This is a genomic window from Roseburia sp. AM23-20 (genome assembly GCF_003470905.1).
GTDB lineage: Bacteria > Bacillota > Clostridia > Lachnospirales > Lachnospiraceae > Roseburia > Roseburia rectibacter.
Map to the genome: position 1 here is coordinate 269667 of NZ_QRHS01000002.1, position 268 is coordinate 269934.

General features: G+C 48.1%; 1 protein-coding gene. It reads left to right on the forward strand.

Features of this window, described 5'->3' with window-relative positions; translation table 11 throughout:
• Window positions 1-116: 116 nt before the first annotated feature.
• The coding region (gene tnpB / locus DW650_RS20745) for an IS66 family insertion sequence element accessory protein TnpB (RefSeq protein ID WP_118209143.1) at window positions 117-268 on the forward strand (152 nt) is incomplete at its 3' end.

A 268-nucleotide genomic window follows, 5' to 3' on the forward strand; every position in this document is an offset into this window, starting at 1 on the left:
TTTGAATATCAGCCCGTCTCCAGTCCGCATTTTTATCACAAACGCTATTCGGATTGAAGTGATGCCTGAATGCCCGCCGGAATTTTTTCGTGTTCTGATCCAGGGGCTGAAAGATCATGCTTGATCTGGCAGGTGGCACAACCGTTTACCTTGCCTGTGGAGCTACCGATCTGAGAAAAAGCTATCACGGACTGGCTGCAATTATCAAGCTAAAATTCAAACTTGATCCCTATTCGCGCTGCATGTTTGCGTTCTGCAACCGCAGGCG